This window comes from Nocardiopsis sp. M1B1, from assembly GCF_052466615.1.
In genome coordinates this window covers 5,217,065-5,240,537 of the sequence record NZ_CP196194.1, presented here as the reverse complement: position 1 = coordinate 5,240,537, position 23,473 = coordinate 5,217,065, and the positions used below count along the sequence as shown (strand labels likewise).

The window sequence follows — 23,473 nt, the reverse complement described above, 5'->3', positions numbered from 1 at the left end:
CGGGCGCCCGGTCTCGGAAGGGAGCCGAGATCTGGGGGGTGTTACTGGATGGGCGGGTAGGCGTTGGCCAGCAGCTCCTGGAACTGCGCGGAGAACCAGTGCCCCGAGATCGGCGCGTTGGGCAGCGCGCCGCTCATGTTGTTGCCGTTGCGCGGGTTGCCCTCATAGGTGGGGTCGCACATCCGGTCGAAGCCCTTACCCTCGGGGTTCTCGATGAACTCGCTGGACCCGTCGGACTCACCCGGAGGCTTCATCCACACGTAGGCGTCGATCCCCGGCTCGGGCTCGGCCTGGGGGCGCTCACCCAACCCGGCCCCGGACTGGTTGCACCAGTTCCCGGACTGGATACGCCGGTCGTAGCGGCCCCCGTCCACGTAGGCGTTCACATCCGTGCTCGGCCCCGGCCCGTCCGGGCGGTCCGGCCCACCCCACCCGTTACGGGAGGTGTCGATGAGCATCCCGATCCCGGAATCGAAGCCCTGGCCCACCAGCTCCTCACGCAGCGCCTGGGAATAGGACAGCTCGTCGGTGAACTGGTTCCAGTCCACCCAGTCCGACTGACGCACCGGCGTCCCCGCGATGGTCTCGCCGATGGCGAAGTTGTCCTCCACCAGCGCCGAGTAGTTCGCGGTGTTGGCGATGAACCCGTGCACGTCGGCCGGGGTGGCGCCCGCGGTGTTGGCCGCCTCGTAGAACAGCTCCGCCGAGGCGGTGAAGTTGTCCTGCCAGCCGATCCACCCGTGGTGGCCGGCGTCGACGTAGTTGTAGACGTTGGCGACGTCGCCCAGCTGCGCCAGCGCGTAGCCCACACCCTCGACGTAGTTGCCGTTGGCCAGCATCTCGTCGCAGTTCTCGGTCGCGGTCTCGCGCGGGGAGACGTTGGTGACCAGGTTGGGCAGCGAGTCGATCTCGACCGTGGTCACGACCCGCAGTTCGGTGTCCTCGTAGTCGGCCAGGATCTCGGCGATCGGGTCGATGTAGTCGTTCTTGTACCGGTCGATCTCGTCCGGGCCCAGCTCGCCGTTGGAGGCCAACGCGGCGCAGTCACGGCCGGGCAGGTTGTAGATGACCACCTGGAACACCAGAGGCTCACCGTCGGCCTGCACCAGGGCCTCGTCCAGGTGATCGCGCAGACCCATGCTGCCCGTGGTGGGGCTGTCGTTGCCCTCGATGGCGCTGATGCGGTCCAGCCACACCCCGGTGGGCTCATCGGCCACGGCGTCCCCGCCGGGCTCGGCGGCGGCGTTGGCCGACCAGATCGGGTTGACGTAGACGTCAGCGCCCACGTACGGGTTGTCCACCCGACCGTCGTTCCCGGGCTCCTCCGGCTCCTCGGGCTCCTCCGGCTCCTCGGGCTCTTCCGGTTCCTCCGGTTCCCCGACGTCACCGCTGCACAGTACGCCGTTGAGTTCGAAGGCCGTGGGCGCGGCGTTGCTTCCGGAGTAGGTTCCCTGGAAGCCGAAAGTGGCCGTGCCGTCGGTGGAGAGGGAGGCGTTGTGCCCGGCGTTGGTGACCGAGACGCTCTGTCCGCTCTGGGTGACGGTGCCGTTCCAGGAGTTGGTGACCCGCTGGTTTCCGGCGAAGTCCCATTCCAGGGTCCAGCCGTTGACCGCGTCGCCGAGGTTGGTGATCTCCACGCTCGCGGTGAAGCCGGAGCCCCAGTCGTTGAGTTGGTAGTCGACCTCGCAACCGGCCGCGGCACTGGCGGGTACGGAGGAGGCGACCGCCAGGGTGCTGCCGAGCACCAGGGCGGAGGTCGCGGCCAGGCCGCGTCGTGTCCACGAACGCGGGTTCGTGGCACGGGGGGGTGTGCTCATCTCTTCTTTCCTTGTGGAAGCGGGTTGCCAGAAGGAGCCTTGGGAAGTGCCGGGCCGGGAAGTTCGGGCCCGGCAGACGGGAGACACGGACAATTCCCTGCGTTTATGGAGGTGAGCGCTGCATTCGCATGCCTTAGATCCGGGGTAAAGCTGAGCGAAAAGGACCGGAAGGGTTGGGAGCGCTCCCAGTCGGGGTGAGCGGGGGTGTAGGGGGATGGGTGTGAACAGTGTGTGCGAGGGCGTTGCCGGTTTCCGCGACGGAGTGTTACGGGCCCGGAACGCTTTCCTGAACGGTAGCCCGACAATGGTGATATGTAAACACCATATGACCGGAGTATTTCTGGTACGCGGTTCACATGAGGGAAATGCGCAGGTGGTGACCTGATTCACAACCGGTCAGTAATAACCGGTGGTCGCCGGACGGACACGGCGAGCAGCCCCACCGCGGCGGTCACGGTCCGGCCGCCACGCCGCGCCGCAGCGGTGCGGGCGGGCGGCGGTGACGCCGGTGTCCTGCCCCGCGGGCGAGCTGGGGCGCCGGGGGCGGCGGTCCCCGCTCCGAAGGGCGCGCCAAGGATTTTCCGCGCGCTCTGTTTCGGTTCGGCTCCGAGGGGTAACATGCGCTATGGGAGCGCTCCCGTCGATCGGCTGACCAAGCCGAGAACGATGGAGAACGCAATGGAAAGCACGACCCCCCAAACCGTCGAGACCACCGAGAGCACCGGGACCACCCGCCGGACCTGGGCCGCACGAGCGCTCGTCCTGGCCTCCGTGCCCCTGGTCGCCCTGACCACGATGGCCGCCCCCGCCTCCGCGCACGGCTCGATCGTGGACCCCGCCAGCCGCAACTACGGCTGCTGGGAGCGCTGGGGCAGCGACCACCTCAACCCGGACATGGCGCAGGAAGACCCCATGTGCTGGCAGGCGTGGCAGGACAACCCCAACGCCATGTGGAACTGGAACGGCCTGTACCGCGACAACGTGGGCGGCGACCACCAGGGCCAGATCCCCGACGGGACCCTGTGCAGCGGCGGCAACACCGAGGGCGGCCGCTACGACTCGATGGACACGGTCGGCGCGTGGAAGACCACCGACGTCGGCGACGACTTCACCCTCCACCTGTACGACCAGGCCCAGCACGGCGCGGACTACTTCCGCGTCTACGTCACCGAGCAGGGTTTCGACCCGACCACCCAGGCCCTGGGCTGGGACGACCTCGAACTGGTCGAGGAGACCGGCCCCTACGCGCCGGCGCTGGACAGCTACATCGACGTCAGCACCTCGGGCAGGTCCGGCCACCACATCGTGTTCACGATCTGGCAGGCCTCCCACATGGACCAGGTCTACTACCTGTGCAGTGACGTGAACTTCACCTGATCCCCGCGACCAACCGACCGGCCGTCCGGACCCCTCCTCCGGACCGGGTCCGCCGGGACCTCCACCCCCGGCGGACCCGCGGCCGACAGCCGCGCGGCGGACACCGCTCACCGCCGCGCGGCGCCCCCCTGTCCCGCCCGCGCTCAGGCCTCCATGTAGCGCAGCACCGCCAGCACCCGACGGCTGTACCCCTTGGTGTCGCCCAGCTCCAGCTTGTCGAAGATGGCGTTGGCGTGCTTCTCCACCGCGCTCTGCGACACGAACAGCCGCGCCGCGATCGCCGAGTTGATGTGCCCCTGCGCCATCAGGGCCATGACGTCGCGCTCGCGCTCGGTCAGACGCCCCAGCGGGTCCCTGCGGCTGCTGCCCGCGAGCAGCTGGCGCACCACCTCCGGGTCGAAGGCCGCGCCTCCCCTGCCCACCCTGACCAGGGCGTCGAGGAACTCGTCCACCTCCACCACCCGGTCCTTGAGCAGGTAGCCCACGCCGGTGGTGTTCTCGCCGAACAGCCGGGTGGCGTACCGCTTCTCCACGTACTGGGACAGCACCAGCACACCCGTGTCGGGCCGCTCCCGGCGGATCCGCAGTGCGGCGCGCAACCCCTCGTCGGTGTGCGTGGGCGGCATGCGCACGTCCACCACGGCCACGTCGGGCGCCTCCTCGCGGACGGCCGCCAACAGGGCGTCGGCGTCCCCGACCGAGGCGAGCACCCGGTGCCCCTCGTCCTCCAGGAGCCGCACCAACCCCTCGCGCAGCAGTGCCGAGTCCTCGGCCAGCATCACCCGCACGGCAGCTCCGCCCTGACCGTCGTCGGCCCGCCCGCCGGGCTGTCCACCGACAGCCGGCCGTCGAGCGCCTCGACCCGGCTGGCCAGACCCGCCAGCCCCGTCCCCGCGGGGTCGGCCCCGCCCACCCCGTCGTCGCGTACCCGCACCACCACTGACCTCGCTCCCTCCTCGCCCTCCGCGCCGACCAGCACGCTGACCCGTCCGGCGCGCGCGTGCTTGACCGCGTTGGTCACCGACTCGGCGACCACGAAGTAGGCCGCCGTCTCCACGGTCGGCGGGCACGCGCTCTCCAGGCCGTACTCCAGGTCGATCGGCAGGCTCGACCGTCCGGCCAGGTCGTGCAGCGCGGCCCGCAGCCCCGACCCGGCCAGCGCGGCCGGGTAGACCCGCCAGGCGACCTCCTTCAGGTCCCGCAGGGCGTTGCGGGACTCCTCGTAGGCCTGCTCGACCAGTGCGCGCCCCCGCTCCGAACCCGGGTCGCGGCGGGCCCGGCCCAGCGCCATCCCCAGCAGCACCAGGCGCTGCTGGACGCCGTCGTGCAGGTCGCGTTCGATCCGGCGGCGCTCCTCGTCCACGGCGGCGACCACCCCCGCGCGGGTCGCGACCAGGACCCCGATCCGCTCCTCCATGAGGTCCTGTCGGCTGGGGCCGAGGAACCGCCGGGCCAGCCAGCGTTCCGTTCCCACCAGACCCACGGTTCCCTGAGCGCTCAGGTACATCAGGGCCAGGCCGATCGGCACGATCGCGGGGTCGTTGCCGTCGAGCGCCTCCAGCGGTGACAGCGCCAGATAGAGCCCGGCGGCGAAGAAGGCCAGCACCAGCCCGCCGAAGAGCCCCACCGGGCAGCGCACCGCGAGGTAGGCCAGAGGGCGGGCCGCCTCGGGGCACACGGTGATGTCGACGCCGAACAGGGCGGACAGGCGGCCGCGCTCCAGGGAGACCAGCGGCCGTGCGGCCCCGTCCAGCGCCCGGCGCAGGGACGCGCGCGAGGCGGGACGGAGCAGGAGCGGCAGCGCTGGAACGGCGGCCGCGAGGACCGCCGCGAGGAAGAGGGCCTCGGCCAGCGCGGTCACCGCTCCGGCGGCGGCGCCCGTCACGGCCCGGCCCCATGCGCGCGCCACCGTTGCCGGATGCGCGTTCCCGTGCGTCGTCACTCCCGTCCTCTCCGTTCGTCTGATCGCCGCCGCTTCGGGCCGTCCGTGCCTGGCAGCCGGAGTCCGGTGCCCGGGTCCGCTGGTGCGTGCCCGGCGCACGCCTTCGGCCGCACGCACGCGCGCGGGCCGGTGCCCTCGGAATCCGTGCTCGCGGAGAACGGGGAGGCCGCGGTCGGCGTCAGCGTCGACACTAGCCATCGCCCGGGTGCGCGGGTACTGCGGAACACCGCATTCCGGGGTGGGGGATCGCGCCCCGAACCGGGCGGGAATCCCCATGGGCGCCGGGGCCGCGGTTCCCTAGCGTTGTGGTCGTGCCGGCCGGCCGAGACCCCCGTTCCCCGAGACCCCCGTTTCCCGAGACGAAGGCCGAACCATGACCGAGCCCCCGACCCTCCCGCGCTACGCCTGGCTCCTCGCCGGTACCGCCCTGTCCCTCTTCGCGATGCAGGCCGCCTGGGACATCGCGCTGCTCGCGTGGGTCTATCCGGTCCTGCTGCTGCGCTTCACACGCGCCGGCCGACCGCTGCCCGCCCTCCTGGGGGTCCTCGCCGCCAGCACGGCGGCCGTGCTGGTCTGGCTGTGGCTGGCCGACCTGCTCTCCCCGCCGCTGGTGCTGCTCGCGCTGGCCCTGGCCCTGGCCGACGCGGCCCCCTACGCCGCCGACCGCCTCCTGTACCGGCGACTGGGGGAGCGGGGCCCGTGGCCGGTCAGCCTGGTCTTCCCGCTCACCACCGTGGCCGTGGAGTTCACGGTGGCCTCGGTGACCCCCTTCGGCACCATCCACGGGGTTCTGGGCGCCACCCAGGCGGACAACCTCCCGCTGATCCAGGTGTCCTCGGTGACCGGTGTGTACGGAGTGAGCTTCCTGGTGGCCTGGGCGTGCTCGGCGGCGGCGCTGCTGTGGGCGCGCGGCCTGACCGACCGCGCGGCCCGCACGGTGGCGGCGGTCTGTGCCGGGACGGTCGCGCTGGTCGCGGTCGCGGGCGGCGCCCGCCTGGTATTCGCCCCGCCCTCGGGCGACACCGTGCGCGTCGCCGGGGTGACCGCCTCGCAGGACGCCTGGGAGGAGTTGGTACCGACCTTCCGGGAGTACGACTCGCTGGAGGCGCTGCGGGCCGCCGATCCGGCCGTCCTGCGTGAACGCTTCGGCGTCGTCAACGACGAACTCCTGGCCAGCGCCGCGAGGGAGGCGGCCGCGGGCGCCGAGGTCGTGCTGTGGCCCGAGTCGGCGGCCTTCACCCTGGAGGAGGACCTCGACCTGCTGGTGGCCGACATCCGGGAGGTGGCCCGGGACCACGGGGTGTACGTCAACGCCGGTATGTCGGTCTACACCGGGCGGGCTCCCCACATCCGCAACCAGATGCTCATGGTCGCCCCGGACGGCGAGGTCGCGTGGACCTACGACAAGAGCAGGCCGGTACCCGTCCTGGAGCCGTACGAGCCGGGGTCCGGCACGGTGCCCGTCGCGGACACGCCGGCGGGCAGGCTGGCCGTGGCCATCTGCTACGACGCCGACTTCCCGGGGCTGGTCCGCCAGGCGGGCGCGCGGGGCGCGGACGTCCTGCTGGTCGGCGCCAACACCTGGGAGGGGATCAAGGAGATGCACGCGCGCAACGCGGTGTTCCGCGCGGTGGAGAACGGCTCGGCCCTGTTCCGGCAGGCGAGCCGCGGCCGGGCCAACGCCACCGACCACCAAGGGCGGGTGCTGGCGACGACCGACTACTTCACCACCGGGCAGCAGACCATGGTCGCCATGGTGCCCCGGGAGGGGGTGACCACGGTCTACTCCCGGATCGGGGACGCCTTCGCCTGGACGTGCGTCGCCGCCCTGGCCGCGCTCACCGTGCTCTCGGCGGCCCGGCCGCGCCGGGAGTGAGCCGAGGGTTGCGGACCCGAGAGGGCGACCGCGGTCCTCGCGCTCGTAGAGGGGCTCGGAGGCGGTTCCCGGGCGGGTGCCGGAAACGGGCTCCGCACGGCCGCCCGGACCGGCTGTTCCCCGGCTGACGGGACGGGACGCGACGGCTTCGCGACGCGCGAACGGCCCGCCCGGGGCACGGGTGCTCCGGGCGGGCCGCTCCCTCCCTGCCGGAGCCGGGAGGTAGGTAGGTCAGTTGTTGCCGAAGAAGTGGTCGGCGGCGGCGCCGCCCGGGTCCTCCGCGATACCGCTCACGGTGTCCACCTGGTCCTGGAAGCCGCCGACCGCCTCGGTGGCGCTGTCCTGGAAGCCGCCCACGGCCTCCTCGCCGTAGGCCTGGGCGCCCTCGGCGAAGCCGCCCACGGCCTCTTCACCGTAGGCCTGGGCACCTTCGGCGAAGCCGCCGACGGCCTCTTCACCGTAGGCCTGCGCGGCCTCTCCGGCACCGCCCAGGGTCTCGCCGACCCCGCCCACGGCCTCGCCGACCCCGCCCACGGCGTCGGACACTCCCTGGGCTGCTTCCTCGGCTGCTCCGCCGAAGAGGTTGCTCAACCAGTCCATCACGTCGCGCACATCCTTATCTCAGGTCCGTGGGGGCCGATCCGTCTATGTCTACCCGGTCCGGGTAAACTCTCAGTAAGGGACGGACGCGCAGAGTGATCCCACGGGGTCGCAAAGCGACTCGTGCGCCGTTTCCTTTCCCGGGAACCGCTGGTCAGCGCGTGAGGTCTCCGTCCGAAGCGGCGGGGGGCGATTCCACAAGAACGCCGGTGGTGTCCACGATCACACCACCGGTGTCCTTCTGTCACCCCGGTGATCGTGCGCAAATCCGCTTTCCGGGCTGCCGGAACACCCGGCCAGAGCGGTGACCGCGCCGCACGGGGGTATCGCGGTCGGAACCCGGCCGCATCCCGGCGGAGAATGGGCCGCATGGCCGACACGAGTGCGCGGACGCTGCGCCTGCTCTCCCTGCTCCAGACCGGCAGGGCCTGGCCCGGCGCGGACCTGGCCGCGGCCCTGGAGACCAGCCCGCGATCGCTGCGCCGCGACATCGACCGGCTGCGCGAACTGGGCTACGCGGTGGAGAGCCTCCGCGGTCCCGGCGGCCACTACCGGTTGGTCGCGGGTCGCGCGGTGCCGCCCCTGCTCCTGGAGGACGACGAGGTCGTGGCCGCCGCCCTGGGCCTGCGGATCGTCGCCGCCGGGCTCGGCGGGGTGGAGGGCGTGGAGGAGAACGCGGAACGGGCCCTGGCCCGGTTCGGCCGGGTGCTGCCCTCACGCCTGGCCCGCCGGGCGAAAGCGCTGGCCGCGGCGGTCGAACCGGAGCAGCGGGTGTGGCCGGGCGTGCGGACACGGGTCCTCACCGACCTGGGCGAGGCCGTCGCGGACGGGCACTGGGTCCGGATGCTCCACCGCGGCGGCGACGGCCGCGAGCTGCGCCGCAAGGTGGACCCGTACCGGCTGGTCCTGTCCGGACGGCGCTGGTACCTGTTCGCCTGGGACCGCGAGCGCGACGACTGGCGGACCTTCCGACTCGACCGGATCGCCGGAGTCACCCCCACCAGGGCGCCCTTCACCCGCCGGGAGCTGCCAGGGGAACCGCTGGCCGACCACCTGGAGCGGGGCTTCGGGACGGGGAAGGCCCGGCACACGGTGTCGGTCCTGTTCGACGCGTCGGCCGGGGAGGTGGCGGCGCGGATCTCCCGGATCGACGGCGACCTGGAGGCGGTCGGCCCCGACCGGGCGCGCTACACCGCCCGCGTGGACTCCCACGAGTGGCTCGCGGTCGTCCTCGCGCTCACCGGCCTGCCCTTCACGGTCGAGGGCCCGCCGGAGTTCGCCCGCCACACCGCGGCGCTCGCCGACCGCCTCCACCGGTCCGTGGGTGGAACCGGCTGAGAGCCGCGCCGTGCCCGGACGCCGGGTGCCCGGCGTCCGGGGGCGTTCTCAGGGGACGATGGAGTCGACGTACCCGCCGTCCACCCGCACGGCGGCCCCCGTGGTGGCCGAGGCCAGCGGCGAACTCAGGTAGGCGACCATGTTGGCGATCTCCTCGGGTTCGATCAGCCGCTGCAGGAGCGACTGCGGCCGGTGCAGGCGCATGAACTCCCGCTGCGCCTCCTCCCACGGCAGGTTCCGGTCGACGAGCTGGTAGACGAAGTCCTCCACGCCTCCGGTGTGGGTGGGACCGGCGATCACCGAGTTGACGGTCACCCCCGTGCCCGCGGCCTCCTTGGCGAACCCCCGCGAGACCGCGAGCAGCGCCGTCTTGGACATGCCGTAGTGGATCATCTCGGCCGGGATCACCACCGCCGAGTCGCTGGCGATGTTGAGCACCCGGCCCCACCCGCGTTCCGTCATCCCGGGCAGGAACTCCCTGGTCAGGCGCACGGCGGAGAGCACGTTGACCTCGAAGTAGCGCCGCCACTCCTCGTCGGAGATGTCGAGCGCGTCCTGAGCCCCGAAGATCCCGAGGTTGTTGACGAGCACGTCGAGCCGGGGGAGCAGCTCGCGGAGCCGGTCGACGCCCTCCTCGGTGGTCACGTCGGCGGTCGCGGCCACCAGCGCGGCCCCGGGCACCCGCTCGGTGACCGCCTCCACCGCGCGGGCGACCTTCTCCTCGCCGCGCCCGTTGACCGCCACCGTCGCCCCGGCGCGCGCCAGCGCCGTGGCGATGGCCAGGCCGATGCCCTGGGTCGAGCCGGTCACCAGGGCCGTGCGTGTACGCAGATCGATGTCCATGGGGTCACGCTACGTCGCTCCGTGCCCCGCCGCCCAACGCGACCCGGCGCCCGGGGTCGTGCGGGGCGACCGTGGGACGTGCGTGGACCCCGCACGCCCCGTGCGGCGGGGGTGCCGGGCGGGGACCGGCCCCGCCCGGCGCCGTGGCCGCCAGGGTTCACGGGCCCGTCCCACGCGCTACACCGGCACCACTTCCGGCCGCCCCCTCACGCGGGCTCGTACTCGGCGTCCTCGGACAGACGGCGCAGCGTGGGCAGGTCGATCAGTTCGGTGTGCGTTCCCGCGCTGCCGCAGGTGAAGGCCCCCGCCACCGCACCGGCCAGGACGCACCGCTCCACGGGTTCCCCGCCGAGCCAGGCGTGCAGGAAGGCGGCCACGAACGCGTCCCCCGCGCCGTTGCTGTCCACCACCGGCCGGTTCGGCCGCACCGCGGGAAAGCCGCGCGGCGCGTCCCAGCCCCGTTCCAGGACGTGGCAGCCCCGTTCGCCGTCGGTGGCGACGGCGACCCGGGCCCGCCCCCGGCCGACCACGTCGCGCAGCACGTCCCCGACCCCGTCGCGGACCCTCGCCGCGCTCATGAACACCACGTCCGAGCGCAGCGCGTAGTGCAGGTGGTGGGGGTCGGTCCCATCCCAGTCGTGCAGGTCCGTGGAGGTGGTGAGGCCGTGGCGCTCCAGGTCCCCGTACATGTCCCGGTTGTGGCCGATGATCGACAGGTGCGCGTGCCGGGCCCGTCGTACGAAGGGCAGGTAGAACTCCGGGGGCAGCCGCAGGTCTCCCGGATGGCGCCCGTCGTAGAAGGAGAAGCGGCGCCCGCTCCGGTCCACGAGGTTGACGCCCCGGGGCGTGCCGTGCGGTGAGACGGTGTGGCTGAAGTCCAGTCCCCGCTCGGCGTAGGAGTCGAGCACCATCCGGCCCTGGGCGTCGTCCCCCAGGTAGTCGATGAACTTGGTGGCCAGCCCCAGCGCGTGGCACCCCAGCGCCACCCCGTTGCCGGTGTGCCCCACGTAGTCGACCACCGGCGGGACGAACACCGAGTCCCCGCCGGGCAGGGCCAGCTCGTCCACCCGGACGATCGTGTCGACGCCCGAGCCCCCCACCACCAGCACGTCGTATCCGTCCGTCACGGACTCCCCCCTCGTCTCCGTCCGCCTCCCTGGGACAGGCGGCCCCGGCAAAGCATAGGGACGTCCGGACACCGCGACCAGGGGAAGCGGTCGTCGGGAGGGAGCGGGGCCGGGTGTCCCGCCCGCGGATCCCGCCCGCCGGTGCCGCCGCACCCGTCGGGGAGGCCCGCGTCCGCATCGCCGGCGGAGGCCCGCCCGCGCGGCCCGTCCCCGTGCCCCGGCCGGTCTCCGGTGGTGGGGCGGTCCCCACCACCGGACCTCCGTCCAGGCCCAGTGACGCCGACCGGCCCCCGTGTTTGGCTCTTGAGCGGGGGCCGGGCAGGGCGCCGACGCCCCTTCCACACGACGAGACGAGCGGAGTTCGCCATGGATGGGCACGTCCGGGACCGGGCCGGAGCCCACGCGCTGCGGGCCTCCGGGCTGACCAGGACCCACAGGAGGGGAGGCGTCCCCGTCCACGCGCTGGCCGGGGTGGACGCGGCCTTCCCCCGGGGAGGGTTCACGGCGGTCATGGGCCCCTCCGGTTCGGGCAAGAGCACCCTCCTGCACTGCCTGGCGGGGCTGGAACGCCCCGACGCGGGCGCGGTGACGGTCGAGGGCCAGCCGATCACCGGACTCGCCGAACCGGCCCTGACCCGGCTGCGCGCACGGGCGTTCGGGTTCGTCTTCCAGTCCTTCAACCTCCTCCCGTCGCTGACCGCGGGGGAGAACATCACCATCGGCCAGCGCCTGTCCGGCCTGCCCCGGGACGAGGCGTGGCACGACCACCTCGTGGCCTCGCTCGGCCTGGCCGACCGCCTCGACCACCGGCCCTCCGAACTCTCCGGGGGCCAGCAGCAGCGCGTCGCCGTCGCCCGCGCCCTGGTGCACCGGCCGAGCGTGCTCCTGGCCGACGAACCCACCGGCAACCTCGACTCCCGCTCCGGGGCCGGTGTCCTGGAGGCGCTGCGCCGGGCCGCCTCCGACCACGGGCAGACCGTCGTCATGGTCACCCACGACCCGGTCGCCGCGGCCCGTGCCGACCGCGTGCTCATGCTGCGCGACGGCCGCGTCCAGGGGGAACTGGCCGACCCCACCGCGGACTCCGTCCTGGCCTGGATCCGACGTCTGGAGGAGCGGTGAACCGCGCGACGCACCACGACGGGCCGTCCGGGGCGGTGGCCGTGGTTCTGCCCGCGGCGGTACCTGCGGGGCCGTGTACAGGCGCACTCGCGGCGGCGCCCACCATGTCACCCGCGGCGGTATCCGCGGTGCTGCCGACCATGTCACCCGCGGCGGTATCCGCGGTGCTGCCGACTATGCCACCCGAGGCGGTGCCCGGCGTGCCGCGCACAGCCCCGCACGCGGCGCTGCCCGGGGCGGTGGCCGCGACATCGCCCACGGCGCCACCCACCATGCCACCCGAGACGCCGACCGGTCGGCCGCCGTATCCGCGCGACCAGGGTGAGGACCCGCGCCACCACGAGGCGGCCCCCGGCGACGGGGGAGGCGGTGCCGCGTGATGCGGATGGTTCTGCGCGGCGCCGCCGACCGCGCGCGCCAGCTGGCCCTGTCGGTCCTGACCGTGGCCCTGGGCGCCGGGCTGGCCACGGCCGTCCTCGCCCTCCAGGACTCGGCCGAACGGGTGGCCGCCGAGGGGGCCGGGGCGTTCTGGACGCTGTCGCGGGCGCCGGTCGTGGTGACGGCCGTCCCCGAGGAGGCCGCGGCTGGAATCACCGCCTCGCCGCTGGGGGAACCGCCCCGGCTGGACCCGCGGACCGTGGCGGAACTGGAACGCCTCCCCGGCGTGCACCGGACGGCGGTCGAGGCGCCCTTCTCCGCCTACGTGGTCACCTCCGACCGCACGCTCGGCGGCCACTCCGACCGCTCCTTCGGCCACTCCTGGGCGCTCGCCGAGGCCGAGGGGCTCGCCCCCGCCGCCGGACGGGCCCCCGAGAACGGGAACGAGGTGGCCATCGACACCCGCACCGCCGCCGACGCCGGGCTCGCCCCCGGCGACCGCGCGCGGGTCCTGACCTCCGACGGGATCGCCGAGGTTCTGGTCACCGGAACCGTCGAGCGCGGCGGCGCCCCGGAGCGAGCCCTGTTCTTCCCGCCCGCCGAGGCCGCGCGGCGGGGCGGCGACCCGGTCATGGCCGCGCTCTGGCCCGGGGAGGGAACCGACCCCGACCGGCTGGCCGGGGCGGTCGAGGAGGCCGCTCCCGGCGTCCGGGTCCTCACCGGGAACGAACGCGCCACGGCGCTCGCGCTGGACGGGCAGAACCGGGAACTGGCCTCGGGCATGGGCCGGTTCCTGGGCACCATGGCCGCACTGGCGCTGGCGGTGGCCGCCGTCACGGTCGCGGGCCTGCTCTCCCTGACCGTGCGCGACCGCGCCCGGGAGTTCGCCCTCCTGCGCCTGGCCGGGGCCCGGCCGGGACTGGTGCGCCGACTCGTCGTCGGGGAGGCCCTGGTCCTGGGGTGCGTGGCCGCCGTACTCTCCTGCTTCGTGGGTTCGGCGCTGGCACTGCTCCTGACCAGGATCTTCACGGCGCTGGGGACGCTGCCGGACGGGTTCGCACTGGTCCTGGGCTGGCCCTCGCTCGCGGCGGGCGCGGCGCTGGCCCTGGCCGTGCCGCTGGTGGCCTCCTTGCGCCCCGCGCTCACCGCGGGCCGGATCGCGCCGGTGGAGGCGATGCGCGCGGCGCAGGCCGAACCCGTCCCCTTCTCCCGTGCCCGCCTGGTGCTCGGGGCCGTGGCCCTGTGCGGCGCGGCGGCCCTGTTCGCGACGGCCTGGGGCCTGGCCGGAACCGTGATGGCGGTGACCGCCGCCGTCTCCGCCGCGCTGGTCCTCGTCGCCGCCGCGGTCCTGCTCTCGCCGGTGCTGGTCCACGCGGCACTGCTCCTGCTGCGCCCGGTCACCCGCAGGAGCGCCGCCTCCCTGGTCGCCGACCGGGAGGCGCGCGCCGACGTCCGCCGGGTGGCGGGCGTCATGACGCCCCTGCTGGTGACGACGGCGGTCGCCTGCCTGCTGCTCTTCCAGGAGACGACCACCACCGAGGCCCGCCTGCGCGCCTACGGAGAGCGCCTGGCCGCGGACCTGGTGGTGTCCGGGGCCCTGGGCGTGGGACTGCCCGCGTCCGCGGCCGAGGCCGCCGAGGACGTGCCCGGGGTCGCCGCGGCCGGGGGTTACCGGCAGACGGTCACCTCCGCGGGCGGGCCGTACCTGACCACCCACCTGGTCGAACCCGGGACGGTGCCGCGGACCTACGACCTGGCGGTGGAGGACGGCGCGTGGGAGGACTTCGGCACCGGCGGCGTCGCCGTGCGCGCCGACACCGCCCGGAGCCGGGGGTGGCGCGCGGGGCGGACCGTGGAGCTGCTCAGCCCCGACGGCACCGCGTTCACGGCCCGGGTGTCGGTCCTGTACCGGGCCGGGCTCGACTTCCCCGACGTCCTGCTGCCGGAGGAGGCCGTCGCGCCCCGGATGCTCGACACCCTGCACAACGGCCTGTACGTGGTGCTCGACCCCTCGGCCGACGCCGGGAGGACGGCCGCCCTGCTGGAGGAGGCGATCGACGCCGGGCCCGAGCTCCGGGTAGCCGACCGCGCCGGGCACATCGCGGACCAGGCACGGATCGGCCAGGAGGACGCGTGGATCACCCACCTCATGGTGGCCCTGGTGGCGGGCTTCGCCGGGGTGAGCGCGGTCAACGCCCTCGTGGTCTCCGTCTCGGCCCGCGCGCGCAGCTTCGCCCTGCTGCGCCTGGTGGGGGCTTCGCGGGTCCGGGTCGCCGGGATGGTCGCGGGGGAGGCCCTGGCGGTGTCGCTGGCGGGGGTGGCGCTGGGCACCGCCACGGCGCTGACCGGGGTGGCCGCCGTGGGGCACGCCCTCGTCGACGGCGGGGCGGTGGTGCTCGCCGTCCCCCTGGACCAGTACCTGCCGCTGGCCGGTGTCGTCGTGGGCATCGGGCTGCTCGCGAGCCTGGTCCCGGCCGTCGCGGCCCTGCGCGCCCGCCCACTGCACGCCGCCGGGTGAGCGGCAGCGGGGTCCGGCGTTCACCGGGCCCCGCGACGGTCATGGACGGGCACCGCATCCGGGAGCGCGGCGCCCGCCCACGGCCTCAGTGGTCGACCGGCAGGTCCTCCGGAGCGGTCGCCCACTCCGTGTTCGGCTCGCTGACCAGCACGTGCGTGACGCGCCCGCCCTCGCTCAGGAAGGACTCCGGCAGCCAGGAACGCGTGTGCTCCCGCCCGTCCAGGCGCACCGAACCGATGTAGGGCGTGTCCGGCCCGGCGTTCGGGGCGACGAGGGTGATCGGCTCGCGTCCGCCCGGCGCGATCCTGGCGTAGGAGAACACCGGGGCCGACAGCAGCAGCTCGCCGCGCCCCGGCGCCTGCGGGAACAGCCCCAGGGCCGAGAACACGTACCAGGCCGACATCGTGCCCAGGTCGTCGTTGCCGGGCAGGCCGCCCGGCCCCGTCCCGTACTGGGTGACCACGATCTCGCGCACCGTCTCCTGGGTCTTCCAGGGCTGCCCGAGCGCGTTGTACATCCACGGCGCGTGGATGCCCGGCTCGTTGGTGGGGTCGTAGCGCAGCGGGTCGCCACCGCCCACCGACCACGCGCCGTCGGGGGTACGGAAGAACCCGTCCAGGCGCTCGGCCGCGGTCTCCCGGCCGCCCATCGCCTCGGCCAGGCCGCCGACGTCGTGCGGCACCATCCACGTGTAGGTCGCGCTCGTGCCCTGCGCGAACCCGGTGTCGCGCCCGGGGTCGAAGGGCGTCACCCAGGACCCGTCGGCGTCGCGCGCCTGCGCGTAGCCCGCCTCCGGCGTGGCCTCGGGGTTGTAGACGTTGCGCCAGTACCCGCCGCGCTCGGCGAACACCGCGGCGTCGTCCCCGCGCCCCAGGCGCTCCGCCCACTGGGCGAGCGCGTTGTCGGCCACGGAGGCCTCCAGCGTCTCCGCGGCCCCGCCCCAGCAGTGGCAGTCGTCCTGCGGCGCGTAGCGGAGTTCGAGGTAGCGCTCCAGGTTCGGGCGCTGGCCCTCGCACTGGCCCGGGCACCCGGCGTCGGACAGCCCGTCGGGGTGCGGCTCGGTGGCCTGGGTCCGCAGGGACGCGTAGGCGGCCTCGGCGTCGAACCCGTCCACGCCCATCGCGGCGAACGTCGCCAGCGTCGCGGCCGAGGGGTCACCGGTCATCACGTGCGTGGGCCCGTTGATGTGCACCCAGCGGTCCCACACGCCGCCGTTCTGCTCGGAGAAGTTGAGCAGGGACTGCGCGAAGTCCCCGGCCACCCCGGGCTCCAGCAGCGCGAGAAGCTGGACCTGCGCGCGGTACTGGTCCCAGCCGGAGAAGTTCGTGTACTGGGCGCCCTGTCCGTCCGCCACGCGGTGCGCCTCGCCGTCCATGCCCGGGTAGCGGCCGTCGACGTCGCTCACCAGGTTGGGCTGGAGCAGGGAGTGGTACAGCGCCGTGTAGAAGGCGGTGCGCTGGTCGTCGGTGCCGCCGCCGACCCTGATCGTGCGCAGGCGCCGGTTCCAGGCCTCGCGCGCCGACGCGGCCACCGCGTCCACGCTCTGCCCGGGGGCGATCTCGGCGGCGAGGTTGGCCTCGGCGTTCTCCGCGCTGACGTAGGAGATGCCCACGCGCACGCCCACGTCGGAGCCCTCGGGGAAGGAGACGTAGCCGCCCGAGCCCCGGCCCCGCCGCTGGTCGCGGTCATAGCCCTCACCCCCGGAGGCGGTGGTGGCCCCCGGCTTCAGCTCGCCGTCCTCCCACGTGCCCACCTCGGTGAAGGGGGTGTCGAAGTGCGCGGTGAAGTGCAGCCGGTAGTAGGACTCGCGGTTGTTCTCGCCGCCGTTGGCGCGCTGTCCGCAGAAGGCGCCGGTGAGCACCGAACCGCTCACCGTGCGGGCCTCCTCGTCGATGCGGACGTCGGCGTCCTCGCTGCCGTTGAGCGAGTTGGAGGTGCGGAAGAGCAGGCTGGCGGGGGCGTCCGAGGGGAAGTCGAACTCCCCGGCGCCGGCCCGGTCGGTGACGCTCAGGTCCGTGCGCACCCCGTTCTCCAGGGTCACCGTGTAGCGGCCGGGTGAGGCCGACTCGTCGGCGTGGTCGAAGTCGCTCGCGTACACCTCGTCGCGGGTGTCGGCGCTGGGCGACGACTCCACGGGCACGGTGACCGGCATGATCGGCACGTCCCCGGCGGCCCCGGGGTGACACCCGGCGCCGTTGACGTGGGTCAGGGCGAAGCCCCGCACCCGCGTGACGTCGTAGGAGTAGCCGTTGGCCGCGCCGGTGTCGGTCTGGTCCCCGCGGGTGGTGGTCGGGCTCCAGGAGATCATCCCGAACGGCCGGACCGCGCCGGGGTAGGTGTTGCCGCCGTTCGTGGAGCCGATGAACGGGTCCACGTAGTCGGCGGGCGAGGCCACGGCCCGGGCCGTCTCGGCCGGGAGCGGTGACGCGGAGGCCGCCGGGGCGGGGGAGAGCAGGGCGGCGCCGACGGCGAGGGCGAGCAGCGGGGGCAGGAGTCGGGGGGAGCGTGGAGGGAGGGTCATCCTCTGCGGTCCTTAGCGGGGGAGCGAACGGTCCCGGCGAGTCTGGCCCAGCGGTGCGCGCCGTGGCCAGATGAGGGCGGGGGAGTTGGCGCGTTCTTCGCCGGTCCGTCGCCGTGGTGTCACGGACCGACCACGGTGCGGACCGGGGCGCTGGTCCGGGGTGTAGGGCTGGTCCGGGGGTAGGGCTGGGGCGCTGGTCCGGGGCGCGCGGGCGGCGGTGTCGGGAGACGGAAGCGGGGAGGGGCCGGAGGCGCCGGTCCGCGGGGGCGCCGCGGGGCGCCGGGCGGAGGAAGGGTCGCGGTTCGAGGCGTGCGCGGGTGATGGTCGAGGTTCGAGGTCCGAAGGGGAACGGCCGCGGGGCCCGGCGTACGCGCTGGCCCGGGCCCCGCGGTTCGTCGGTCAGCCCCGGGGCACGTGCCTCGGGTTGCTCGTCGTGCTCTCGTGGTGCAGCCGGTCCAGGGCGGTCACGTAGTAGGTCACGTCACCGCCGCCGGGCGCGGTGAAGACCGTCTCGCCCCCGTCCTCGGCCGCGCGCACCGTGCCGACCATGGCGCGCGGGTCCTGCACGTCGCAGGGGACCTCCTGCCGTCCGGGCGCGCCGTCCAGCGCGTAGACCGCGTAGTAGGCGGGTCTGCCGCCGCGACCGGGGCGGATGGTCAGCTCGGTGCCGCCGTCGGCCCGCGCGGCGGCGGTGACCACCGGCGGTGCGGGAGCGGCCCCGCCCAGGTCCTCCTTGACCGGGATCAGGGCGGGGTGGGAGTAGTGCTGTTCGACCACGACGTCCATGGCGTCCCTGGCGTTGGTGCGCAGCGAGTTCGCGCTGAAGTAGACGTCCCCGTCCACGCCCGGGTACTCCCGGTTCAGGTCCAGGTGCCGGGACAGTTCGTCCGGGTCGGACCAGGCGCCCGCGTTGCCCGCCTTGTAGGCGGCCTGACCGATGTAGAGGTGTACGTCGGTGCCCTCGGTGACCTGCTCCCACCAGGGGACGAGCACCGCGTAGTCGGCCACGGGCAGGCCGATCTCCCAGTAGACCTGCGGGTTGATGTAGTCCACCCAGCCCTCGCGCACCCACCTGCGGCTGTCGGCGTAGATCTGGCTGTAGGACTCGAACCCGCCGGTGTCGGAGCCGTTCGGGTCACTGGTGTCGTTGCGCCAGATCCCGAACGGGCTGATGCCGAACTTCACGTGCGGCTTGGCGGCGTGCACCGCCTCGTCCATCTCCTGGACCATGCGGTTGACGTTGTCGCGCCGCCAGTCCCCGATGTCGCCGAACTCTCCGCCGTACTCGGCGAACGTGTCCTGGTCGGGCACCGTCTCGCCCGCCACCGGGTAGGGGTAGAAGTAGTCGTCGAAGTGGACGCCGTCCAGGTCGTAGTTCTCGACCGCGTGCATCATCGCCTCGACGACGAACGCGCGCACCTCGGGGATGCCCGGGTCGTAGTAGAGCTTGCCGCCGTAGGCGAACACCCAGTCCGGGTTGACCCGCGCCGGGTGGTCGGCCACCAGGCGCGAGGGGTCGTCGTGCATGGCCACCCGGTAGGGGTTGAACCAGCCGTGGAACTCCAGGTTGCGGGCGTGCGCCTCCTCGACCGCGAACGCCAGCGGGTCGTAGCCGGGGTCGGTGCCCTGCGTACCGGTGAGCCATTCCGACCACGGCTCGTGCGGGGAGGGCCAGAACGCGTCGGCGGTCGGCCGGATCTGCACGAACACGGCGTTGAGCCCGTCGGCCTTGGCCCGGTCGTACAGGTCGATCAGCTCGGCCTGTTGAGCCTCGGGCGAGAGCCCCTGCTCGCTGGGCCAGTCGATGTTGACCACCGAGGAGATCCACTCGGCGCGCATCTGCCGCTTGGGCGGCGCCTGCGGATCGACCGCGCACGGCTCGGCGGAGGTGTTCGTCGCCGGGACGGCCGGAGCGGCGGCAACCGCCGTGTGCGGCGCGTGGAGCAGCGACGCGGTGAGCGCTGCGGCCAGGGCTACGGCTCGGGAGACCCGGCCCGCCCCCCGGGCGGGCGGGTGAGCGGGACGGTTCCGGTGCGGTTTCGCCAACGTGGGCTCCTTCCGGCTTCTGTCGTGCGGACAGCGAGCAGCCGGAAGGGACGCGCTCCGGTGCGGTCACCGCGCGCGGCGTCCGGGTCTGCCCTAGGAGAAAACCTTCATGATTTGTCGGGCAGATGCAAGGCTCCTACGTCAGGTTGATACTGATGTGTCGCGGGAGCTGTGGTTGCCGCTCTGTCCGCGCTTGACTGCGGCACCACCACCTAGTCCGGCTGAACGCTGTGTGGCCGGATCCGGTCACACGGGTTTGCGCCCATGTCAGCGTCCTCGGTCCCCGATTGGACTTCGCTGCGGTGGACAAGAGTGACTCTGTGTGCCTTGTGTCGACATAGGTGTAACTAGTAACTTTCTGTCCGGTTTGAAGTAGCTGGACTGAATCCCTTCAGGGATGGCGTTCCAAAAAAACAACACAAGACAGGCATCCCCCATGCTCTCCCCCTTGACCCGGGTGGCGGCGGTGACCACCGCTGCCGCGCTGGCCCTGTCGCTCCTGACCACGGTGCCCGCCGCGGCCGATGACGACGACTCCACACCGCCTGGTGGCGAAGATGCGCAAGGCGCGAGCGAGGAGTTCGACGCACTGGCATTGGCGGAGCAGACCGGCGAACCGGTGGAGATCCCGTCCCTGACGGACGAGAAGACCCGCCACTTCGCCAACCCCGACGGCACCTTCACCGCCGAGGTCTCCGCGATCCCCGTTCGGGTGCGCTCCGCGGACGGCTGGGTGGACGTGGACACCACCCTGGTCGCCGGCGACGACGGCCTGGTCCGTCCCAGGGCGGCGGGCATGGACATCGCCTTCTCCGGCGGCGGCGACGCCCCGATGGCTCGGATCGGTATCGGCTCCAACAGCGTCGCGCTCGACTGGGTCGAAGAACTGCCCACGCCGACCCTGGACGGCGACCAGGCCACCTACGCCGACGTGCTGCCCGACGTGGACCTGGTCCTGACCGCCGGGGTCGAGGGCTTCACCCAGGTCCTGGTCGTACACACCCCCGAGGCCGCCGCCTCCCCGGAACTGGCCGAACTCGAACTCCCCCTGGACGCCACCGGCGTGAGCGTCGTCGCCGACGAACACGGCAACATCGAGGCACTGGGCGACGAGGGCGGCCAGAGCGTCTTCACCGCACAGGCTCCGGCTATGTGGGACTCCACTGGCCAGGAGGAGGTTCCGGGTGAGGACCCGCTCCTGGCGCCGACCACCGGGGCCCGCACCGCACTGGTCGAGACCGAGGTCACGGTGGAATCCATCCGCCTGCTCCCCGACCAGGGCATGCTCACCGACGAGACCACCGAGTACCCGGTCTACATCGACCCCTCGGTCAATGCCAGTCGCCCCAACTGGGCCTACGTCGACCGCGCCTATCCCAACCAGGCCTACCTCAACCCCGACGAGGAAAGCGCGGGTGTGGGGCGCCTGGAGTGGGACCGCGTCTACACCCGCCGCGCCTTCTTCCAGTTCTCCGTGCCAGGTCGTATCAAGCAGGACACCACCACGATCCACTCGGCCACCATGCGCACCGAGGTCGACTGGGCCTACAACTGCAACAGCAACTCCCACGTGCAACTCCACCGCACGGACAGGTTCAACAGCAAGACCACCTGGAACAACCAACCCACCACACGCACCCTGCTCGACACACAAAACGTCACCGGCGGTTGGGCCACCTGCCCGTCCAGCAGCGGTGTGGAGTTCGACACCACCGCGGCCTATCAGTGGGGCGCGGACAACGACGAATCGTACGTCTACCTGCGCCTGAAGGAACGCGACGAGTCCGGCACCACCGCCTGGCGGCGTTTCGACACCGACCGCAAACCACCGGTCGTGGTGATCGACTACAACAACAAGCCCTCCCAGGTGGCCACCTCCAGCATGTCCGACTCCCTGGGCGGAGTCTGCTCCACCGACCGGGACAATCCGCGCCTGATCAACGACACCACCGTCACCTTCCGCGCTAAGGCCCGCGACTACGACGCGCGCGCCGCCTGGGGCGGTCAGAAGCTCAAGCTGCGTGTGGAGTGGCGGGTCAACGGCACCGAACCGCGCGAGTACGCCGACTCCGCCTACTCCGACGTGGGGTACTGGCCGGGCGGCTCCTCGTACAGCGTGACCGCCACCGGGCTTCCCGAAGGAGAGCTGCTGGGCTACCGGGCGATCGCCCATGACCAGACCGAGTGGGGCTACCCGTGGTCAGACTGGTGCTGGATCAGGATCGACACCACCAAGCCCGAGACCGGACCCACGGTGACCTCCACCGACTACCCGGCCGGGGACACCGTCCACGGTTCGGTGGGGCGCAGCGGCGACTTCACGTTCACCAACAACGGGGTCGAGGCCGCCACCGCCTACCACTACAGCGTCAACGACGCCTCCTGCTCCACCACGGTGGAACTGGACGAGCCCGGGGCGCAGGCGACCGTTGCGATCACACCGCGCAGGGATGGTCCCAACCTCATCCACGCCCGGATCACCGACGCCTACGGCAATTCCTCCGAATGCGGCCTGGTGTACACGTTCACGGTCGCACCGCCCTCCAACCCCGTCTCCCACTTCCCCATGGACGAGGGAACAGGCACTACGGTGGCCGACCTGAGGGAGAGCGGCCGTGTCGCGACCGCCGACGGTACCGTCGGCTGGACTCGTGGGCGTGTGGGTGAGAGCGCCGGACAGAGCTATCGGCTGGAAGGGACCGCCGTCGAGCCGACGGGAGACTCCCACCTGCGTACCGACGGTCCCGTCGTGGACACCAGCGGCGCGTTCTCGGTCGCGGCCTGGGTCCTCCTGGAGGAGGGCGCCACGGAGAACCTCGCCGCCGTCGGCCAGGACGGTGACCGCAACAGCGGCTTCTACCTCGGTTACCAGCACACCGAGGGAGGCCGCTGGGTTTTCAAGCAGGCCCCGTACGATGCCGACGACACGCAGGTCACCCACCGGGCGATCTCCACGGAGCAGGCCGAGATCGGTGTGTGGACCCATTTGCTCGGCACCTTCGATCCCGAAACCGGTGAACTGGCGCTGTACGTCAACGGCGACAAGCAGGCCACTGCGGTCCAGGAGACCCCGTGGGACGCTGACGGGGACTTCGTCGTCAGCGGCGCCCGCTACCGCGGCGAGCACATCGGTACATGGATCGGAGCGATCGACGACGTACGCGTCTGGGACCGGGTGCTCATGGACCAGCCCCTGACCGCGGACGAGGACGCCCGCTCCGAGGTCTGGGAACTGGCCAATCGCCCCGCCGCACTGGAAGGGCGCTGGCAACTGGACGAGACCGAGGGCACCTCGGTCGCCGACTCCTCCGACCACGGACTGACCGCGACACTGCACGGCGACCCGCTGACCGCCTGGAACCAGGCCCTCAACGAGGTGACCTGGGCACCCGGTGTCAGCCTCGATCCGACCGCGCAGGAACACATCCGCACCGATGACACCGCTATTCGCACGGACCGCAGTTACTCGGTCGCTGCGTGGGTCCGCCTGGACGAGGTCGGACACAACTCCACCGCGGTCTCGCAGGACGGCGACTTCCACAGCGCCTTCTACCTCAGCTACCAGCATTCCTTCGAGTGGGACAACTGGGTGATGAAGCTGCCCCCGGAGGACACCATGGACGCTTCCGGCTGGCACCGTGCACTGTCCGACCACGCCCCCGACTTCGGGCGGTGGACGCATCTGGCCGCGACCTACGACCACACCTCGCGCCGGGTCACCCTCTACGTCGACGGAGTCGACAACGGCAGCGCCGAAGTACCCGACGCCTGGCACACCGGCGGCCCGGTCGTCATCGGAGGGGCACTCTTCGAGCAGCAGTTCTCCGACGCCTGGGCGGGCGACATCAGCGACGTGCACCTGTACCAGGGCGTGCTCGCCGAAACCGATCTGGACCGCGTGATGCGGGGGTACCTCCCCGTGGCCTGAACCCGTTGTGGACCCCTGCTTCCCCCTGACAAGCACGATC

The 23,473-nt window shown here is 72.8% G+C and carries 14 protein-coding genes; 6 read left to right on the top strand and 8 right to left on the bottom strand.

The features are described 5' to 3' along the window. Window positions 1-41: 41 nt before the first annotated feature. Entirely contained in the window at window positions 42-1,817 is a 1,776-nt protein-coding gene (locus ACSTA4_RS22675; RefSeq protein ID WP_444960933.1) for a glycoside hydrolase family 6 protein, read from the bottom strand. Between the two features lie 678 nt (window positions 1,818-2,495). Here ACSTA4_RS22675 and ACSTA4_RS22670 point away from each other — a divergent pair. After that, the gene (locus tag ACSTA4_RS22670; RefSeq protein ID WP_444960932.1) at window positions 2,496-3,194 is read left to right on the top strand and encodes a lytic polysaccharide monooxygenase auxiliary activity family 9 protein; all 699 of its coding nucleotides are present in this window, start codon (window positions 2,496-2,498) and stop codon (window positions 3,192-3,194) included. A 143-nt stretch (window positions 3,195-3,337) separates the two neighbouring features. On the opposite strand, the gene ACSTA4_RS22665 is transcribed toward ACSTA4_RS22670, so the two are convergent. After that, complete coding sequence (locus tag ACSTA4_RS22665) at window positions 3,338-3,982, bottom strand: response regulator transcription factor (RefSeq protein WP_274974390.1); 645 nt, start codon at window positions 3,980-3,982, stop codon at window positions 3,338-3,340. Further along, a complete protein-coding gene (locus ACSTA4_RS22660; protein ID WP_444960931.1) occupies window positions 3,973-5,079 on the bottom strand; it encodes a sensor histidine kinase in 1,107 nt (368 codons plus the stop codon). Before ACSTA4_RS22660 ends, ACSTA4_RS22665 begins: the two co-directional genes overlap by 10 nt. Window positions 5,080-5,509: 430 nt before the next feature. On the opposite strand from ACSTA4_RS22660, the gene ACSTA4_RS22655 reads away from it, so the two are divergent. Then, window positions 5,510-7,012, top strand: a complete 1,503-nt coding sequence (locus tag ACSTA4_RS22655; RefSeq protein WP_444960930.1) for an apolipoprotein N-acyltransferase — start codon at window positions 5,510-5,512, stop codon at window positions 7,010-7,012. Between the two features lie 231 nt (window positions 7,013-7,243). On the opposite strand, the gene ACSTA4_RS22650 is transcribed toward ACSTA4_RS22655, so the two are convergent. Beyond that, window positions 7,244-7,612: a hypothetical protein gene (locus ACSTA4_RS22650; protein ID WP_444964246.1), complete on the bottom strand. Its 369-nt coding sequence runs from the start codon at window positions 7,610-7,612 to the stop codon at window positions 7,244-7,246. 369 nt (window positions 7,613-7,981) lie between these two features. On the opposite strand from ACSTA4_RS22650, the gene ACSTA4_RS22645 reads away from it, so the two are divergent. After that, entirely contained in the window at window positions 7,982-8,950 is a 969-nt protein-coding gene (locus tag ACSTA4_RS22645) for a helix-turn-helix transcriptional regulator (protein ID WP_444960929.1), read from the top strand. A gap of 48 nt (window positions 8,951-8,998) precedes the next feature. On the opposite strand, the gene ACSTA4_RS22640 is transcribed toward ACSTA4_RS22645, so the two are convergent. Together ACSTA4_RS22640 and ACSTA4_RS22635 are read right to left on the bottom strand one after the other, a co-directional pair. Beyond that, a complete protein-coding gene (locus ACSTA4_RS22640; RefSeq protein WP_061082085.1) occupies window positions 8,999-9,793 on the bottom strand; it encodes an SDR family NAD(P)-dependent oxidoreductase in 795 nt (264 codons plus the stop codon). Between the two features lie 206 nt (window positions 9,794-9,999). Then, window positions 10,000-10,920 (bottom strand): carbohydrate kinase family protein, encoded by a 921-nt coding sequence (locus ACSTA4_RS22635; RefSeq protein ID WP_061082086.1) that lies wholly within the window; start codon window positions 10,918-10,920, stop codon window positions 10,000-10,002. A gap of 366 nt (window positions 10,921-11,286) precedes the next feature. Here ACSTA4_RS22635 and ACSTA4_RS22630 point away from each other — a divergent pair, with 366 nt between their 5' ends. Both ACSTA4_RS22630 and ACSTA4_RS22625 read left to right on the top strand, forming a co-directional pair. Next, entirely contained in the window at window positions 11,287-12,042 is a 756-nt protein-coding gene (locus ACSTA4_RS22630; RefSeq protein ID WP_061082087.1) for an ABC transporter ATP-binding protein, read from the top strand. A gap of 379 nt (window positions 12,043-12,421) precedes the next feature. Further along, window positions 12,422-14,938 carry an FtsX-like permease family protein gene (locus ACSTA4_RS22625; RefSeq protein ID WP_444964245.1) on the top strand — a complete coding sequence of 839 codons (2,517 nt, stop codon included), beginning with the start codon at window positions 12,422-12,424 and terminating at the stop codon, window positions 14,936-14,938. An 85-nt stretch (window positions 14,939-15,023) separates the two neighbouring features. Here ACSTA4_RS22625 and ACSTA4_RS22620 read toward each other — a convergent pair whose 3' ends face one another. Together ACSTA4_RS22620 and ACSTA4_RS22615 are read right to left on the bottom strand one after the other, a co-directional pair. Continuing rightward, the gene (locus ACSTA4_RS22620) at window positions 15,024-17,459 is read right to left on the bottom strand and encodes a GH92 family glycosyl hydrolase (RefSeq protein ID WP_444960928.1); all 2,436 of its coding nucleotides are present in this window, start codon (window positions 17,457-17,459) and stop codon (window positions 15,024-15,026) included. A 399-nt stretch (window positions 17,460-17,858) separates the two neighbouring features. Next, a complete protein-coding gene (locus tag ACSTA4_RS22615; protein ID WP_444960927.1) occupies window positions 17,859-19,505 on the bottom strand; it encodes a glycoside hydrolase family 10 protein in 1,647 nt (548 codons plus the stop codon). 436 nt (window positions 19,506-19,941) lie between these two features. On the opposite strand from ACSTA4_RS22615, the gene ACSTA4_RS22610 reads away from it, so the two are divergent. Beyond that, window positions 19,942-23,433: a LamG-like jellyroll fold domain-containing protein gene (locus tag ACSTA4_RS22610; RefSeq protein WP_444960926.1), complete on the top strand. Its 3,492-nt coding sequence runs from the start codon at window positions 19,942-19,944 to the stop codon at window positions 23,431-23,433. The last annotated feature ends 40 nt before the right edge of the window (window positions 23,434-23,473 follow it).

What these genes read in the sequence shown, in the direction of transcription:
- ACSTA4_RS22610 (WP_444960926.1), top strand. Translation starts at nt 19,942, where the DNA reads ATGCTCTCCCCCTTGACCCGGGTGGCGGCGGTGACCACCGCTGCCGCG.
- ACSTA4_RS22650 (WP_444964246.1), bottom strand. Translation starts at nt 7,612, where the DNA reads ATGGACTGGTTGAGCAACCTCTTCGGCGGAGCAGCCGAGGAAGCAGCC.
- ACSTA4_RS22655 (WP_444960930.1), top strand. Translation starts at nt 5,510, where the DNA reads ATGACCGAGCCCCCGACCCTCCCGCGCTACGCCTGGCTCCTCGCCGGT.
- ACSTA4_RS22630 (WP_061082087.1), top strand. Translation starts at nt 11,287, where the DNA reads ATGGATGGGCACGTCCGGGACCGGGCCGGAGCCCACGCGCTGCGGGCC.
- ACSTA4_RS22640 (WP_061082085.1), bottom strand. Translation starts at nt 9,793, where the DNA reads ATGGACATCGATCTGCGTACACGCACGGCCCTGGTGACCGGCTCGACC.
- ACSTA4_RS22675 (WP_444960933.1), bottom strand. Translation starts at nt 1,817, where the DNA reads ATGAGCACACCCCCCCGTGCCACGAACCCGCGTTCGTGGACACGACGC.
- ACSTA4_RS22620 (WP_444960928.1), bottom strand. Translation starts at nt 17,459, where the DNA reads ATGACCCTCCCTCCACGCTCCCCCCGACTCCTGCCCCCGCTGCTCGCC.
- ACSTA4_RS22645 (WP_444960929.1), top strand. Translation starts at nt 7,982, where the DNA reads ATGGCCGACACGAGTGCGCGGACGCTGCGCCTGCTCTCCCTGCTCCAG.
- ACSTA4_RS22670 (WP_444960932.1), top strand. Translation starts at nt 2,496, where the DNA reads ATGGAAAGCACGACCCCCCAAACCGTCGAGACCACCGAGAGCACCGGG.
- ACSTA4_RS22625 (WP_444964245.1), top strand. Translation starts at nt 12,422, where the DNA reads ATGCGGATGGTTCTGCGCGGCGCCGCCGACCGCGCGCGCCAGCTGGCC.